This window comes from Xanthomonas phaseoli pv. dieffenbachiae (assembly GCF_008639345.1).
Lineage (GTDB): Bacteria > Pseudomonadota > Gammaproteobacteria > Xanthomonadales > Xanthomonadaceae > Xanthomonas > Xanthomonas phaseoli.
This window is the reverse complement of the sequence record NZ_CP041380.1, coordinates 3,408,269-3,424,982: the sequence shown is the minus strand read 5'-3', so window position 1 is coordinate 3,424,982 and position 16,714 is coordinate 3,408,269. Positions and strand designations below refer to the sequence as shown.

Genomic DNA, 16,714 nt, shown 5'->3' with positions numbered 1-16,714 from the left:
GGCGGCGCAGCGGCACCGGACGTTCTGATAACGGCGGCTGCGGCCAGGTCTAAAGTGCCATCGGCAGAAATCTGCTCCGGCGGTGGTCTCTGATTGCGCAACAGGGCCCGAGGCGATGGGGACCTCTTGCAGGACGCGGCGGCTCGACAGCCGGATCGCCATCTCGGCGCTTTGCGGGGCAGTGTCGGCTCCGCCAGGCCATCGGTGCGGGGTCTTGCATTTGCCCATCCAGCATGCAGGTCCCAGCGGCCGGCTTTCTCCGGGATAAACCGTGCGGAGCGCGGTTGCGCCGGAGAGTTCGTTTACGCAATCGCGTGTTCGTCGCAGCAAGACTGGCTGGAGAAGACAGGCGCACCATCGCCGTTTTGCACCGGTTGGAGTTTGCTCATGCGTGTCCAGCGATCCACTGCACAGCATCTTGTCTCACGCGATTGTGCGGACGTTGAAACGCCGCCCACAGCGGAATTGCCGCAAGATGGACAGGGGTGGCCAATGGGGTTGCAAGTGCTGCGGACGCGGCCAGTGCCCAAACGCACACACCGCGATGAGAGCGAGCGACGACCGCACCACGGGGACGCCAACGCCCGGGTTGCCGAAGCGGAGACAGCCTACGACGTGCTCGTGGTCGCCAAGTACGTGGCCGACCCCTTGCACGGAACCGCGGACAAAACGGCCGAATTGATCAACGACATTCCCCGCCGCGGAGAACCCGGGCAGTCTGCGGACGCTGGGGAGTCGGCGCATCCACCCGAGCACTCACCGGCCGAGCATGCAGCGGCACCGGATGGCCACCACCCGCCGCATCCAGCGCAGGCCGCGCATCCCGTACAGCCGCACGCTGCAGATGCCCCGCATGCGCCGACGCCGGAGGGGCCGCACGCACCGGATGCCGGCGTCGGGCATCCGGCGGATCCGCAAGCGCTTGGGGATACGGCGAAGGACGGCGTCCTGCACGCTCTTGCCGAGGAAGGCGCGCCGGCAGGCGCATTCGATCTGGCGATGAGCCTGGGCATCAGCGGGACGATGCTGCCGCTGTCGAGTCTTGCGATCTATGCCGCGTACAAGGAAACCCGCGAAGTTGCCGAGCAGCGCACGCACTTGCGACGGCAGGAGCGCCGCCTGCGCTCGGAGCAGGCGGCACTGCAATCTGCCTTGGGCACGGCAGCGCCTGCAGGCGCTGCAAATGCGCACGCGCATGCACTGAGCGAGGCGATCGAGACCAACGCCTACCTGCAGCGGCGAAATGCGCGGGACGGGGCCATTGCCGCGACCTCCATGGCCTCGGCCGGGGTGATCTTCACCAAGGCGGCGAGCGAACTCGGCATCCAGGGCGGGCTGGCCATCGCCAGCAAGAGCGCAAATGCGGCGGGCCTGGTGGGTCACAGCGCCGCTGCCGCAGGTGCTGCGTCCGCGGCGGGTATCGCCGGCAGCTTCGTGCTCGCGCCGTTGGCAAGCGTGGCGGCCACCGCATTGGGGGGTACCTTCCTGCACCAGTCGCGTCGGGAAAGGACGCGTGTTGCCGTGGATGTGGGCAGGGTCCAGCGCTTCCTGCACGACCTCGAACCTGGCGAACTCAGTCCTGGCGCACAGCGCTACCAGCACTTCGTGAACACCAAGTTGGGCAAGTACGACCACTTTGCGCATCGGTTCAACCAGTGGAACAAGGGCTTTGTTGTGGGGGGAATCACCTACACCGCCAGTACGTTGACCAAGGTCGGCGTCAGCGCGGCCGTCGTTGCCGGCGCCACGGTGGCCGCACCGGTGGGCACCGGCCTGATCATCGGCGCAGGTCTGCTCGGTGCGGCCACGATGGGGGTCGGCAGCCATCAGTTCCTGCTGGCGCACGGCAAGCAGAAGCGCTATCGCAGGTACCAGACCGAGGACATGCCAGGCGTCGACCGCGCGCTACTGGCGGTGGCGGATCTATTGCCTGCACGCGAGGCGGAGGGTGCAGCAGCCCAGCAAGCGCCCACCTTCGCCGACCCGTTGCAGCCAACCGCGGTGGACGTTGCACTGACGTCAGTGGCGGAGGAAGCGGCGGGGAGCGATGAAGACGCGATCGTTGCAGACGCCGATCCCGGCCTGGAGCCGACGCATCGCCAAGGCGCCTCTGCTGCACGTGATGGGCAACCGGCACTGCCGGAACCCTCCGCTTCCACTGCCGACACCTCGAGTGCAAGCACGGCAGAGAACGCGGTGCCCCACCATGGATTCGAGTTGCGCAGTGCGCTCTACGCCTGCATCGACGGGCAGGAAAACGCACTGGACGCGTTTGTGCAGAGCGGTGCCGACGACCTGCAGAAATTGCATCCGGCCAAGCCGCGCTCGACAGACCAGGGCAAGGGCTCGGGTCGAGCAGCAGCTGCGGCGCCGCTGGGTCGGCGCGTCAATGCAGCCCTGCGCGCAGCAGCCAATTACGGGCGCGCGGTCTTGACCGGTAAGCCGCAGCAGGCGCGCGGTAAGGCGATGCGCAGCCATGCCAAGCACAGCGCGGTGCTGACCGAAACCGCGTTTGCGCAGTGGCTGCAAACGCCCGGCTCGGTGAAGTCGCAGATCGCCTACATGCAATGCTGCCTCGAACTGCAGAAGAAATATCTCGACACCAAGCTCAGCGCGCAGGCGGACCTTCCGCAGCCCGACGTGCACGATGATCCGCATTCTCATGGCCAAACGCCGGCTGCGACGGTCGATCGGGCGCCGGAACGCTTACTGGCGCAATTGCACCAAGCGCGCATGCGCGACGACACCCATCAGCGCACCATCAGCCTGATGCTGCAGGAACTGCAGATGGCCGAGCAGGAGCTGGCAAGCCCAGATGCGCGAAGCCAGGCGCGCGCCGCCGCCAGGATGCCCGGTTTGCAGCAACGCCTGATCCGGGTGCTGACCTCGAACGCGATCGTGCCGCAAGAAGGCGTTGCAGGCTTCGCCCGGTTCTGCATGAAACAGGCCCGTCAGCACACGACACACGTGCGCGGCACGCTGCTGGCCACCGAAATACAGGCAGCACGCATCCGCGAGCAGGCGGCTGCCGCAGCGCCGGCGTCTACGACCTGATTGTGGCCGTGCGAGCGAGCACGCGTCTGCAGCAGCCGCCGCGTAAGCCTCACTCCTTCGGTGTGAGCCAGACCTGCTGCTTCAGGCCGCGCACGCTGGGGGTGGCAACATCGTCCAGGTCGAAGACCACCACCGTGTTGTCACCCTTGCGCTGGAATGGCGCAGGGAAATACAGCGCGGTCTGCGGGCCGATGTTCCAGTGGCGGCCCAGGTTGACGCCGTTGGCCCAGGCAAAGCCCTTGCCGAAGGCGCGCATGTCCAGATAGGTGTCGGTCGGCGTGCCGATGCGCAGGGTGCCGCGGTGGAACGCCGGGCCTTGCACCGCCTTGCCGGTCCAGCCGCGGATGCTGTCGGGCGTGCGCATCGGCAGCGGGAAGGCCTGCCAGCCGGTGAGCTGCTGGCTGTCCAGCAGCACCGGGTCGACCAGGCCGGCGCGGCCGTCGGCCATGCGCGTGCCGTAATTGATGCGGCCGCTGTTTTCGACCAGCACATCCAGGGTGTGCTGGCCTGCAGGAATCTCTACCTCGAGCGACACCTGCTGCAAGCGCCGCTCAACGCTACCGACTGGTCGTTGATCCACGTACACGCGCGCCACATCGCGCACATCGCCCAGATACAGCGGGCCCTTGCGCGGGCCAGTGATCGTGGTGCGGTAAAGGATGTAGCCGTAATCCTGCCCGAACTGTTCCATCGGCTGCGGGGTGTCGATGGCGATCGGGGTGGGCAGGTTGTCCCAGAGCGAGGCCGATTCGCGCAGCGGCGTGGCCGGCAGCGTGGTGGTGGCAATCGGCGCCGGCAATGCGGGCGGTTGCACGCCGGTCACGCGGGCGATGGCATCGCGCATCAACGCGAATTTGGGCGTGGGGTGGCCGGCTTCGTCGAGGATGGCATCGTAGTCGTAGCTGGTGGTCTGCGGCGCGTAGTGGTCGCTGGGATTGTTCTGAAAATTGGCGCCATTCATGAAGCCGAAACTGGTGCCGCCGATGAACATGTAGAGATTGGCCGAGTGGCCCTGGCGCAGGATCCACTCGAACTCTTCGGCCTGTTGCCTGGCATCGGTGGCGGCATGCGGCTTGTCCCAATGGTCGAACCACCCGGCCCAGTATTCGCCGACCATGCGCGGTTGATCGGGGCGAAACTTGATCAGCTTGTCGAATGCGCTCTTGGCCTCGCCGGGCGCGAAGTTCACCACCGCCAGGGTGTTGGGCAAGGTGCCGTTGGCGAGCATGTCGGCGCCATCGGAGGTGAATAGCAAGGCCTTGTCGAAGCCAGCCTTGACGTACATGGCGCGGTTGTCGGCCATGTAGGCGTGATCGTCGGCGTAGGAGCCGTATTCGTTCTCGACCTGCACGGCGATGATCGGGCCGCCATTGTGGTTGAGCAGCGGTTGCACCTGTTTGGCCAACGCATCCAGATACGCCTGGCTGGCGGCAAGAAAGCGCGGGTCGCGACTGCGCACGCGGATGTTGCCCTTGCCGAACAACCAGGCCGGGTAGCCGCCGGCTTCCCATTCGGCGCAGGCGTAAGGGCCGGGGCGCAGTATCACGTTGAGGCCCTGCGCGGCGGCTTCCTTGACGAAGGCGGCGACTTCGTTGTTGCCGGAGAAATCGAACTGGCCTTGCTGCGGTTCCACCAGGTTCCAGAACACGTAGGTTTCTACGGTGTTCAAGCCCAGGGCGCGCGCTTTTTGCAGGCGGTCTTTCCAGTATGCGCGCGGAATGCGCTGGAAATGAATGGCGCCGGACAGCAGCTGGTACGGCTTGCCGTCGCGCACGAATTGCGTGCCCTGGGTGCCGAAGGTGGGCCAGGACTCGGGCGTCGCGGCAGCGGCGGGCAGCGCGAGCGCCAGGGCCAGGACCAGGGGAGCAAGAGTGGTACGCAGCATGGAAGTCTCGATGTAGGTAGGGCCGGTGGTGCGGGTGGATGGCAGGGGCCGGTGTTTGGGTGTTGCCCTCATCCGCCCTTCGGGCACCTTCTCCCGCTTGCGGGAGAAGGGAGAGCAATCCCCGCTTGCGGGAGAAGGAGTAGCAATCCCCGCTTGCGGAAAAGAGAAAGCAAGTTCCACTGGCAAATGAAAAGCGATCCCTGTTTGCGTGAGCGGGGAAGGGCGTTCTCCATTTGGGTTGCAAGAACCGAACGCGCCGCTCGCGCAGGCGACGGACCGGCATTACGCGAACGACGGTGGCAGATCCTCCTTGTCTGCGCCGAAGGCCGGGTTCGGCTTGGGCCCCATCGCAAATTCCAGCGTGCCACCGGCAGCCAGCTCGGTGTGGCGGAGCCAGGCACGGGTGAGCGATTTGCCGTTGAAGGTGAGCGACTGCACATAGACGTTCTGCGCGCTGTTGTCCTTGGCCACGATGTGCAGCGTGCGGCCGTTGCCCACCTCCAGCGTGGCGCGCTTGAACAAGGGGCTGCCCACGATGTAGTTGCCGCTGACCGGGTCCACCGCATACAGCCCCAGTGCGCTGAGCACGAACCACGCACTCATCTGCCCGCAGTCTTCGTTGCCGGACAGGCCGTTGCGCGCGTCGTGATACTGCTCGCGCAGCAACCGGCGCACCATCGCCTGGGTCTTGTACGGCTGGCCGGCATAGGCGAACAGATACGCCACATGGTGGCTGGGCTCGTTGCTATGCGCGTACTGGCCGACCATGCCGTCGATATCCGGCGGTGCATCGGCGGGCAGTTCGGAGCTGGTGGAAAACAGCTCGTCCAGCTTGGCGACGAAACCCGCGCGGCCACCGTACAAGTCCATGTACCCGTACAGATCGTGCTGGTTGAGGAAGGTGGCCTGCCAGGCGTTGGATTCGGTGAAATCGCGCCATTTGGCGATGTGGCCCATGCCGCGCGGGTCGAACGGTGTGGCCCAGCTGCCGTCGGCAAGCCGCGCCTGCACGAAGCCGCTATCGCGATTGAACACGTTGCGGTAATTGCGCGAGCGTTCGCGCAATGCGCGTGCATCGTCGCTGGCGCCGGCGGCCTGCGCCAGGTGTGCGCAGGCCCAGTCGTCGTAGGCATATTCGAGCGTGCGGCTGACCGCTTCGTCCACTTTGTCGGCGGGGATGTAACCGAGCTTGCGGTACTCGCCCATGCCGTGGGTGGTATCGTCCATTGCACGTTTGCGGTACGCCGGCCACGCGGCCTTGTAGTCGATCCCGGTGAAGCCCTTGGCATGCGCCTCGGCCAGCACCACGGCCGAGTGATAGCCGATCATGCAGCCGGTCTCCACGCCTTGCAGCGGCCAGATGCCCACGCCGTCCGGGCATTCGTTGGCGCCGCGCACCAGGCATTGCACCAGGTCGGGCACGCGCTCGGGCTGTACCAGCGTGAGCAGTGGATGCGCGGCGCGGTAGGTGTCCCACAACGAGTAGGTGCTGTAGTTGTTGTAGCCCTTCGGCGCAGTGTGGATCTGCAGGTCCATGCCGCGGTAGCGGCCATCCACGTCGGAGAACAGCGTGGGTGCCAGCAGGCTGTGATACAGGCCGGTGTAGAAGATGCGCCGTTGCGCGTCGTCATCGCTGTCGATGCGCACGCGGGCCAGTTCCTTTTCCCAGGCGGCCACCGCTTGCGCATGCACGCGCGCGAAGTCGAAGTCCGGCAATTCGGCGTCCAGGTTGGCCAGTGCATTGTCGGCGCTGACGGCCGAGATGCCGACCTTGATCAGCAGCGGGGCGTCGGCAGCGTCGGGGTAATGCAACACGGCCTTGAGGTGCGTGCCGTCGATGCTGCGCGTGCCGGCGGCCAGTGCTTGGTCCTCGTTGTACAACTGCACGTGCTTGAAGGGGCGCGAGAGGCGCATGGCGAAATAGATGTAGCGGCCCTTGGCCCATTGGTACACGCGGCGCCCACCGGTAAGCGTGCGTTCGTCGACCACGCGTAGCTGCGCATCGCTGACGCGGGTGGGAATGCCTGGCTTGTCCTGCATGCCGTGGCACAGGTCCAGCAACACATGCGCGGGTTTGCCCTTGGGGAAGTGATAGCGGTGCAGGCCAGCCCGCGCGGTGGCGGTAAGTTCGGCATGCACGCCGCTGTCCTTGAGCCGCACGCGGTAGTAACCCGGCGATGCGGCTTCATCGGCATGGTCGTAGCGCGAGCGGTAGCCGGCGTCCGGGTTGTCGAGCGGGCCGGGCACCAGTTTGACCTCGCCGGTGGCGGGCACCAGCAGGAAATCCAGCATGTCGCCGATGCCGGTGCCTGAGAGATGCGTGTGCGAGAAGCCCATGATCGAGCCGTCGGACTCGTGGTATCCCGAGCACGAATCCCACACGGCGTTGTAGGTGTCGGGGCTGAGCTGCACCATGCCGAACGGCAACGTGGCGCCGGGGAAGGTGTGGCCATGGCCGCCGGTGCCGATGAACACATCCACATGCCGGGTGAGGTCGGCGCGGGCACGCGCATCGGCCGGTAGCGCGTAATTGCCGGCACGCGCGCGGGCCAGGCCGGGCAGGCCGGGCAGGCCGACGCTGCCGAACAGGGCTGCGGCGATGGCGCCTTGGAGAAAACCGCGTCGTGTTGTCATGTGTGTTTGCTCTCGTAAATCATGGGCCGGTGCGGGAGCGCCCTCATCCGCCCTTCGGGCACTTTCTCCCGCGTGCGGGAGAAGGGCTGAGAACAGGCGCTGCGCATGGATCAGGCGCTACGCAGCAGCTGGGGTTTGCGTTGATGCAGGTCGATGATCAGTTCGCCGAACAAGGTGTTGGCCCAGGCGAACCAGTCGCGGGTGAAGGTGTTCGGGTTGTCCTTGTGAAAAGCCTCGTGCATGAAGCCGGTGCCGGCATGCGTGGTTTTCAACCATTGCAGGCATTGGCGCAGTTGCGCGTCGTCGTCGCTGACCAGCGCGTATTGAATGATCGACATCGGCCAGATCGTGCCCATGCCGCTGTGCGGGCTGCCGACGCCTTCGGCGGCGGTGCCGCGCGAGAAATACGGGTTGCGCTCGCTCCAGGCCAGCTGGCGCGTGCGCAGGAACACCGGGTCGGCGCGATCACAGCAGCCCAGGTAGGCCAGGCTGAGCAGGCCGGGCGCGTTGGCGTCGTCGATGAACAGCTGGTTGCCGAAGCCGTCTACTTCGAACGCCCAGTACGCCTGCCCGTCGGCATCGCGTTGCTGGCCGAACTGGCGGGTGGCGGTTTCCACTTCGTCGGCCAGCGCGGTGCACTCGGCGGCGAAGGCAGCGTCGCGATGCAAGGCGGTGCTCATCGTGGCCAGCTGCCGCAGCGAGGTCACCGCAAACAGGTTGGCCGGCACGAACAACGGAAACACGCAGGCATCGTCGGAGGGGCGGAACATCGAGTGGATCATGCCGTTGGGCTTGGTCGGCTGGCCGTAGCCTTCCAGCACCAGGGTTTCGGTGGCCAGTGGCGAGGGGCGCTGAAACACGTACGGGCCGCGGTTGTCCTTGCGCTGCTGCTCGCGGAAGGTCTTGACCACCACATGCATCGCCGCGCGCCAGTCGTCGTCGAACGGTGCGGCATCGCCGGTGGCGCGCCAGTATTCGTGCGCAATGCGGATGGGGTAGCACAGCGAATCGATTTCCCACTTGCGCTCGCCCACGCCGGGCTTCATGTCGGTGATGTCGTTGAGCGACCACTTCAGGCGCTGGGTCTGGCCATCGGGCAGGAACGCGTTGGCGTACGGGTCGAGCGTGATGCATGCGGCCTGGCGCTGGATCAGGCCATGGAACATGCGCCGCAACGCCGGGTCGTGCTTGGCCAGCGGCACGTACGGGTGCACCTGCGCGGAGGAATCGCGCAGCCACATCGCGTGGATGTCGCCGGTGATGACGAAGGTGTCCGGCTTGCCGTTGCGAGTGCCGGTTTCCACCGTGGTATCTAGGGTGTTTGGGTAGCAGTTCTCGAACAGCCAGGCCAGTTCGGGGTCGGCGATGCGCGCCTTGACCTGCGCGATTTGCTGCTCGACTGCCTTGCTGACAAAGCGGCGCTGCGCTTTGGGTGGACGCTTGCTGACAAAGCGGCCGGTTGTGCTAGACGTGCCGGCAGCGGGCGCGGCCGCAAGCGCGGGCAGGGCACCGGCGAGCAGGCCGGCACCGGCACTGGCGCCCAGCAGCTGAAGGATGTCGCGGCGGGTGTGCATGACCTGGAACTCCTTGGATTTCGACAGCGGGCCTGCACGCCAGTGCCGCTCCAGCGCCGCGCTACCTGCCGGCGAAGGATGAGACCTATGCATGACCAATTCCCGATGACCATACAACGTGTGCGCCGAACGTGCATAGTGCGGTCGCACAATTCTCCGCCGTATGCGTGGGAGTGCGCTGCGCGTTGAGCCTCGGTGCCGGCGGCGCGAAAGACCGCTAGCGCCAGCCTGCCGCCGCCGGGTATGCGAGGCTCGCTCGGACCCTCGCCCCCCAGCTTGTTGGCTGAAAGGACAGGCGGTGGATGGCGCTAAGCCGGTGCCACGCTGGCGCCGTCAATGGCAACACCAGCAGCACCTGCACCGGCACCGGCACACCGCACGCCCCTTGCATTGCGCTGGCCCCGCGGCAGTGACCAGCGGGCGCCGTTTCGAATTCCAGACAGTTGCGAGCGGGTGCTCAGATCAACGTGTGGCCACGCACCGGCGTGGCCTTCATCACGCGTCGACGCAACAGGCGCCGGCCCAGACAGCCGGCGCCTTTGTGCGTCACGCAATCAGGGACATTACTTGGGCAACGGCGAACGTCCCTGGATCGAAAACGACGCCGCATTGCCAACGGCGCCGGTGCCCGGCTGCCCACCGCCGACGAACAACGTGTAGCTGCCGGCTTCCACCGCGCGCTGTCCGCTGCGGTCCACGTCGCTCAAGGCGCGCGCATCCAGCTCGAAGCTCAGCGTGCGTTGCTCGCCCGCCGCAAGATGCACGCGCTGAAAACCGACCAGGCTGCGCAACGGCGACTGCGGGCGGTCCGGATATTGCAGATACACCTGCGCCACTTCGTCGCCAGCACGTACACCGGTGTTGCGCACGGTCGTGGTCACCTGCAACGTGTTGCCGGCTTGCAGCGTGGTGGTGGATAGCTGCGGCGCGTCGTAGGCAAAGCGGGTGTAGCTCAGGCCATAGCCGAACGGAAACAGCGGCTCGCCCTTGAAGTAGCGATAGGTGCGGCCCTTCATGTCGTAACTGACGTAGGCCGGCAGGTCCTTGGTGGAGCGGTAGAAGGTCACCGGCAGGCGGCCGCCGGGATTGTCGTCGCCGGCCAGCATGCGCGCGATCGCGGTGCCGCCGGACTGGCCCGGGTACCACGCGGCCACGATCGCATCGGCATGCGTCTTGGCCCAGTTCAAGGCCACCGCGCTGCCGCTCATCAGTACCACCACCAGCGGTTTGCCCGAGGCCTTTGCCCGTTCGAGCAACGCTTGCTGCGTGGCGGGCAGGGCGATGTCGTTGCGGTCGCCGCCGTCGAAGCCGGGGACATCGATCCGCAACTCTTCGCCTTCCACATCCGGCGACAGGCCAACGAAGGCGACCACCGCGTCTGCCTGTGCCACGGCCTGCTCGGCCTCGGCCAGTTGCGCGGCGGCAGGAGCCAGCCATTCCAGGCGCACGCCCTGATCCTGGCCGCGGTGCTCCATTTCCAGGCGAATCTTGCGTGGGCGGGTGTCGTCGAAATGCAGCACGGTTTCCACGCTGCGGCCGTCGGCGTTGTGCATGCCGGCCGGCACGTGCTTGTCTTCGGCGTTGCCGGCAACCACCAGCTTGTCGTCGATATACAGGCGCACGGGGTCGTGTCCGCTGCAATCGAAGCAACGCGCCACGCGCACTGCCAGGGTGTAATCGCCAGCGCTGGGCGGCAGCAGTTCGCCGCTCCAGCGCACCGCATACCGGTCAGCCGGCACTCCCTTCGCCGGGGCGACCTGATCCCAGTTGAAGCTCACCGTGCGGTCCTGCCGCACCACGCGTGCAGCACCGCGCATGTCGAGGTTGTCGAAATATTCGCCACGCAGCCCCGGCTTGTCATCGCTGCGCAGTGCGGTCTCCGGGATCATGCCGGGCACGCCGGCAGCCAGCGGTGCGCCTTGTGCGTAGCTCACCTGCTGCGCGCCAAAGCGCTGACGCAGGCCCAGCAATGGCGTTACCGGCGCAGACGAGGTGCCCTGGTAATTGGCCTCCAATGCAGCCAGTGCGTCGGCATTCGGGCCGATCACCGCCACACGTGTGCCGGCTTTGAGCGGCAAGGTGTCGGCATCGTTCTTCAGCAGCACGATCGACTCGGCGGCCGCCTGCAAGGCCAGCGCACGATGCGCTGCGTTGTCCACGTCCTTCGCGCCGAGCCGCGCGTACGGATCCTTGCGCGGAGCCTCCAGCTCGCCCAGGCGGTAGCGCGCGGCAAACAGGCGCACCAACGATTGGTCGAGCAAGGCTTCGTCCACTTCGCCGCGCGCGATCGCCGTGCCGAGTTCGCGATAGGCATGCCCGCAATTGAGATCATGCCCAGCCTTCAGTGCGGCGGCCGACGAGCCGGCGTTGTCCGGGCGGAAGTAATGGAACTGGGTCATGTCGTCCACGGCATCGCAGTCGGACACCACAAAGCCCTTGAAGCCCCAGTCGCCGCGCACGCGGCCGTTGAGCAGCCAGTCCGCTGCGCAGACCGGGGTGCCGTGCAACGAGTTGTAGGCGCACATCACCGAGCCGGCCTGGCCTTCGACCAGCGCGGCGCGAAACGCAGGCGTATAGGTCGCTTCCACATCGTGCGGCGACACATCCACATCGAAGCCATGCCGTCCCGGCTCGGGGCCGCTGTGCACCGCGATGTGCTTGGGCGTGGCGATCGTGCGTGGATGGTCGAGATCCTCGCCCTGCAGGCCGCGGATGAAGCCCACCGCCATTTGCCCAGTGAGAAACGGATCTTCGCCGTAGGTTTCCATGCCACGGCCCCAGCGCGGGTCGCGGAAGATGTTGATGTTGGGCGACCAGATGGTCAGGCCGGCATAGCGTTTATGGTCCTTGCCCGGACCACCGGCCTGGTTGAACTTGGCGCGCGCTTCGGTGGAAACCACCGTGCCCACCTGTTGCATCAGGCGGGTATTCCAGCTCGCCGCCAGGCCGATCGACTGCGGAAACACCGTGGCGTAACCGTTGCGCGCGATGCCGTGCAGACCTTCGCTCCACCACTCGTAGGCGGGGATGCCCAGGCGCGGAATCGCCGGTGCATCGTTCATGGCCTGCGCCACTTTTTCTTCGCGGCTCATTTGCGCGACCAGGGCGGCGGCGCGCTGTTCGGGCGATCCGCCCCGTTCGGCAGGGGCGGCAAGGGCGAGGCAGGGCAGTGTCAGGCCAAGGCCCACTGCCATGGCAAGGCGCGATACAAACACGGACGACATGGATTCACTCCTGGGCAGCGGCCAAGGCCGCTGGGCATTGTTCTGGTAGTGCCGCAATGGCTGCGGCGAGGTGAAGGGTGAGGCGCGGCGGTGGCATGCGTGCCGTGGGTGACGGCTGGTGCTGGTCTTGCGGTGGGCCCTCATCCGCCCCTGCGGGGCACCTTCTCCGGTAATCCCCCCGCTTTGAGCGTTCGCCAAAAGTGGAGCTAGGCGGCCATCGCCAATTTCATTGCTGGCGTGATACCGCCGAGCGCCATGTTGGGGCGCTCATGGTTGTACGTCCATAGCCAGCGCGTGGCCTTGTCCTGAACCTGCTCGATGGTGTCGAACAACGTTGTGGCCAGCCAGGCGTAGCGGACGGTGCGGTTGTAACGTTCGACATAGGCATTCTGCTGCGGCTTGCCTGGCTGGATGTGCTCGATCCGAATCCCGCGCTGCTGTGCCCAAGCTAGCAGCGCGCCGCTGATGTACTCCGGGCCGTTGTCGCAGCGAATGGCGTTTGGCTTGCCGCGCCAGTCAATGATCTGTTCCAACGAGCGGATCACCCGGGCCGATGGCAGCGATAAGTCGACCTCGATGCCCAGACCCTCACGGTTGAAGTCATCGAGCACATTGAACAACCGGAAGCTGCGGCCGTCGGCCAGCTGGTCGTGCATGAAATCCATCGACCAGACCTGGTTGATCGTCTCCGGCACCGCCAACGGCTCTGGCCGCTCGCGCACCAGCCGCTTCTTCGGCTTGATCCGCAGGTTCAACTCCAGCTCCCGATAGATGCGGTACACCCGCTTGTGATTCCAGCCAAAGCCCTTCACGTTGCGCAGGTGCAGAAAGCACAGGCCGAACCCCCAATCACGATAGGTTGTGGTCAACCGCACCAGCCAATCGGCAATCCGGGCGTTCTCCTCGCTGGCCTTGGCTTGATAGCGAAAGCAGGTCTCGCTCACCGCAAAGGTCCGGCAGGCATGCCGGATGTTCGTGTGGCCACCATCTACGGCCCATCGGGCCATCTCCCGGCGTTGAGATGGCCTCACCATTTTTTTGCCATCGCCTCCTTCAGCAGGTCGGCGCTGAGCTGGGCATCGGCGTACATCTTCTTCAGGCGCCGGTTCTCGTCCTGCAGCTCCCTGAGCTGGGACATCAGCGATGCGTCCATGCCGCCGAACTTGCTGCGCCACTTGTAGAACGTCGCCGAGCTGATGCCGTGTTCCCGGCACAACTCCGGCACGGGCGTGCCGGCCTCGGCCTGCTTGAGGACGGCAATGATCTGGCTGTCGGTGAAGCGGGATGTCTTCATGGAACCTCCTCGGAAAAGGGTACGAGAAAATTCCACTTCTGGCGTCAGCTAACCTGTGGGGGGATTACCCTCCCGCCAGCGGGAGAAGGGCATTCATGCGCGAAGGAAGATGTGCATCGCAAGAGATCGAGTCTCTCATCGCAAGAAATCAAGTCCTTCATTGCTAGAAACCAAGTCATTCATTTCAAGAAATCCAGTCTCTCATTTCGAGAAATCCAGTCTCTCATTGCAGGAAATCCAGTCCTTCAATTGCGAGAAATCCAGTCTCTCATTGCAGGAAATCCAATCCTTCTCCCGCGTTGCGGGAGAAGGTGCCCGAAGGGCGGATGAGGGCCGCCCTGCTTCTTATTTCGCAGCCGCTGCCTCCTGCGGCTTGGCCGGTGCGCCAGCCAGGGTCGAGGCCAGATCGCGCACCTGCAGCGCCGCCTGCACCTGCGCGAGCGGAAACTTGCTGGAGACATGCACGGTCAGCGGCTCGCCCGGCAGCAGGTCGAAGGCATTGTCCGACAGCGTGGCATCCACATCGCCGAACGACAGCCAGACCTCGCGCGCCAGCGTGTTGCTGGTCAGTGTGAGTGCGTAGCCATCACCATCGGCACGCCACTGGCCGTCGATCTTCGCGGCCGGCAAGGCAAGCTGCTTGGCCGGCGCGAAGAACACCACCTCACGCGAGAGCAGCCTGTCGCCGTCCAACAGCTCGAACACTGCATAGGTGCGCTTGGGATCGGCGCTGCCCAGCAATTGCTTGTCGGTGAAGTTGCCCACCTTCAGGCTGCTCAGCGGTTTGACCGTGGCTTTTTCTTCGCGCTTGCTCAGCACCTTGCCATCCATGCCCATCACCCGCATGCGCCAGCGTGCTGCCAGCGGGGTGGTGCGGTCGGACACCAGCGACACCTCGGTCTGGCCCTTGTCGTTGCGCAACGCGGCAATCATGTCCGGCGCGTAGAATCGGCGTGCGTGGTAATGCAGCGCCTTCCAGCGGCCGTAGTAATCCACGCTGGACCACGACGCGCCCGGCCACACATCGTTGAGCTGCCAGTACAGCGAACCCATCGACTGCGGACGCGATGCGCGCAGATGCGAGGCGGCGATGTTGATGCCTTCGGCCTGCATCAGCTGGCTCAGGTAGACGAAGCTTTCGAAATCCTTGGGCTCGCCGAATTCGCGGCGGATGTATAGCATCAGCCGCTTGTTGCCGTTGCCCTTGTCGAACTTCTGATGCACGCGCATCACCGGCGATTCCGGATCCATGTCGCCAGGCTCGGCAAACGCACGCACGGTGCGCATGTCGGGGAACGACTGCAGGCCGTATTCGGACATGAAGCGCGGGGTGACGTTGAGGTACTCGGTGACCGGCAGGGCAGGGCCGCCCCACACCTTCCAGTAATGCATGTCGCCATCGTTGGTCTGGTCGGCCGCGCCATCGAAATCGGTGCCCGGCGAGGTAGCCCAGTACGGCACATCGCTATCGTAGGTGGCCACCACTTCGCGGAACACGGTGCCGAACAGGGTGGTCATGCCGCGTTCGATGCGGGCGCGTTCTTCCGGGTCCACCGACTGCTTGAACTTAACCCGGTCGCCCCAGTTTTCCCAGCCGGTCTGCACCTCGTTGTTGCCGCACCACAACACGATGCTGGGGTGGTCGCGCAGCCGCTTGACCTGTTCGATCGCCTCCTGCCGGGTGTTCTCGCGGAACTCCACGTCGTACGGCGGTACCGCGCCGCCGAACATGAAGTCCTGCCAGATCATGATGCCCAGTTCGTCGGCGACGTCGTAAAAATAGTCGTCCTGGTAATGCCCGCCGCCCCACATGCGCAGCATGTTCATGTTGGCATCGCGCGCATCCTGCAAGGTGCTGCGCATGCGCTCGTGCGTGACACGTGCCGGGAAGGCATCCAGCGGAATCAGGTTGGCCCCCTTGGCGAAGATCGGGATGCCGTTGATCACGATCTCCATGCTCTTGCCGAACTGGTCTTTTTCGCGGCGCAGCTCCACCGAACGCAGGCCGGTGACGCGCTTGATCTGCTGGCTGTCGCCATCGGCATCGCGCACGTTGGCCACAAAGGTGTAGCGGTCCTGCGCGCCGTAACCGGCCGGAAACCAGCGCTTGGGATGGGCGATGCGCACCGCCAGGTCGATGCGGTTCCGGCCGGGATCGACCACCGCGTCCTGGGTGAACTGGCCGACTTTCTGCCCATCCGGGCCCAGTACATCCAGCGTCACCTGCACCGGCCCGCTGCGGCCGGCCTGCAGGTCCAGCTGCGCCTGCAATTGCGCGCTATCGGCATCCACGCGTTGCTGGGCAATATGCAGCCCATCCACACGCACGGCGTCCCACGCTTCCACGCGCACATCCTTCCAGATGCCGGCGTTGACCATGCGCGGGCCCCAATCCCAACCGAAGTTGTACGGCGCCTTGCGCACATAGGTCGAGCTGTGGCGTGCTTCGGGCTCGTCGCCGAACGCCGAATCGTAGGCGCCCGGCAGCGCATACGGCTGCTTGGCCAGCCACGGCTGGATCTTCTTGATCGGCGAATACAGCTTGACCTCGAGCACGTTATCGCCGCGCTTGAGCAGGGATTTCGCATCCACGCGCCACTGCCGGAACATGTTGTCGGCGCTGAGCAGCTTCTTGCCATTGAGGGTGACCTCGGCAAACGTGTCCAGGCCGTCGAACACCAGCTCGACATGTTCGCGCTTAAGCGTGGCTGCATCGACGTTGAAGCGGGTCTGGTACTGCCAATCGCTCAGGCCGGCCCACTGGATCTTGCCTTCGTTGTCGCGATAGAACGGGTCGGGCACGATCTTGGCGGCGATCAGGTCGGTCTGCACCGCACCGGGCACCTGCGCCGGTAGCCACGCCGCTGCCTTCGGATACGTCTTGCCCTGCTCCTGACCCGGCACCAGCCGCACCTGCCAGCCGCTGTCCAGCGTCACTGCCGAAGGCGGCGCTGCCCAGGCCTGCGAGAGGGCCAAGGCCAGGGCAAGCCCGAGACGGGCGGGCGCGGGAACAAAACGATGACGGGACAGGGGCATGCGTGACTCTCCT

7 protein-coding genes are annotated in these 16,714 nt (G+C 65.6%); 1 reads left to right on the top strand and 6 read right to left on the bottom strand.

Annotated features, from left to right (window positions below):
• Nucleotides 1-387: 387 nt before the first annotated feature.
• Nucleotides 388-3,054 carry a type III secretion system effector XopK gene (gene xopK, locus FLG15_RS15435; protein WP_280514388.1) on the top strand — a complete coding sequence of 889 codons (2,667 nt, stop codon included), beginning with the start codon at nucleotides 388-390 and terminating at the stop codon, nucleotides 3,052-3,054.
• Nucleotides 3,055-3,103: 49 nt separating this feature from the next.
• On the opposite strand, the gene FLG15_RS15430 is transcribed toward xopK, so the two are convergent.
• The 6 genes from FLG15_RS15430 to FLG15_RS15405 all read right to left on the bottom strand — a co-directional run bounded on the left by FLG15_RS15430 (nucleotide 3,104) and on the right by FLG15_RS15405 (nucleotide 16,701).
• Nucleotides 3,104-4,939, bottom strand: a complete 1,836-nt coding sequence (locus FLG15_RS15430) for a glycoside hydrolase family 35 protein (RefSeq protein ID WP_150146722.1) — start codon at nucleotides 4,937-4,939, stop codon at nucleotides 3,104-3,106.
• A gap of 282 nt (nucleotides 4,940-5,221) precedes the next feature.
• A complete protein-coding gene (locus FLG15_RS15425; RefSeq protein ID WP_150146721.1) occupies nucleotides 5,222-7,573 on the bottom strand; it encodes a GH92 family glycosyl hydrolase in 2,352 nt (783 codons plus the stop codon).
• Nucleotides 7,574-7,683: 110 nt separating this feature from the next.
• Nucleotides 7,684-9,147 carry a glycoside hydrolase family 125 protein gene (locus FLG15_RS15420; protein ID WP_017155573.1) on the bottom strand — a complete coding sequence of 488 codons (1,464 nt, stop codon included), beginning with the start codon at nucleotides 9,145-9,147 and terminating at the stop codon, nucleotides 7,684-7,686.
• A 563-nt stretch (nucleotides 9,148-9,710) separates the two neighbouring features.
• Nucleotides 9,711-12,371 carry a glycoside hydrolase family 3 C-terminal domain-containing protein gene (locus tag FLG15_RS15415; RefSeq protein WP_150146718.1) on the bottom strand — a complete coding sequence of 887 codons (2,661 nt, stop codon included), beginning with the start codon at nucleotides 12,369-12,371 and terminating at the stop codon, nucleotides 9,711-9,713.
• Nucleotides 12,372-12,577: 206 nt separating this feature from the next.
• Nucleotides 12,578-13,665, bottom strand: a protein-coding gene (locus FLG15_RS15410) for an IS3-like element ISXcd1 family transposase (RefSeq protein ID WP_223842567.1) whose coding sequence is annotated in 2 segments (ribosomal slippage) — nucleotides 12,578-13,413 and nucleotides 13,413-13,665 — 1,089 coding nt in all. Because the reading frame shifts where the segments join, the coding sequence is not laid out codon by codon here.
• A gap of 345 nt (nucleotides 13,666-14,010) precedes the next feature.
• Nucleotides 14,011-16,701, bottom strand: coding sequence for a beta-mannosidase (locus FLG15_RS15405; protein ID WP_209225515.1), 2,691 nt, complete (start codon nucleotides 16,699-16,701; stop codon nucleotides 14,011-14,013).
• Nucleotides 16,702-16,714: the final 13 nt, after the last annotated feature.

Coding starts and splice junctions, on each gene's coding strand:
- FLG15_RS15425 (WP_150146721.1), bottom strand. CDS start 7,573: ATGACAACACGACGCGGTTTTCTCCAAGGCGCCATCGCCGCAGCCCTG.
- FLG15_RS15420 (WP_017155573.1), bottom strand. CDS start 9,147: ATGCACACCCGCCGCGACATCCTTCAGCTGCTGGGCGCCAGTGCCGGT.
- FLG15_RS15405 (WP_209225515.1), bottom strand. CDS start 16,701: ATGCCCCTGTCCCGTCATCGTTTTGTTCCCGCGCCCGCCCGTCTCGGG.
- FLG15_RS15415 (WP_150146718.1), bottom strand. CDS start 12,371: ATGTCGTCCGTGTTTGTATCGCGCCTTGCCATGGCAGTGGGCCTTGGC.
- xopK (WP_280514388.1), top strand. CDS start 388: ATGCGTGTCCAGCGATCCACTGCACAGCATCTTGTCTCACGCGATTGT.
- FLG15_RS15430 (WP_150146722.1), bottom strand. CDS start 4,939: ATGCTGCGTACCACTCTTGCTCCCCTGGTCCTGGCCCTGGCGCTCGCG.